The 222-nt window shown below is 54.5% G+C and carries 1 protein-coding gene; it reads left to right on the top strand.

What is annotated here, in order from left to right; translation table 11 throughout:
• Positions 1-222, top strand: a 222-nt coding sequence (locus AB4486_RS25115; RefSeq protein ID WP_372119420.1) for an amidohydrolase family protein, incomplete at both ends; no start/stop codon positions are given.

The raw sequence follows: 222 nt of genomic DNA, 5'->3' as shown, positions 1-222 counted from the left end.
GGGTGGCATCGACTCTCACATCCACTTTATCTGTCCGCAACAGATTGAAGAAGCTTTGGCGTCGGGTGTGACGACCATGATAGGCGGTGGCACGGGGCCAAACACAGGGACTAACGCAACCACATGTACACCGGGTCCGTGGAACATGCACCGCATGCTAGAGTCACTCGATCAATTCCCGATGAACTTTGGTTTGTTAGGAAAGGGCAATGCGAGCCAGCC

This window comes from Vibrio sp. 10N.222.55.C6 (assembly GCF_041473395.1).
Lineage (GTDB): Bacteria > Pseudomonadota > Gammaproteobacteria > Enterobacterales > Vibrionaceae > Vibrio > Vibrio crassostreae_C.
This window is presented reverse-complemented; position numbering and strand designations above follow the sequence as displayed.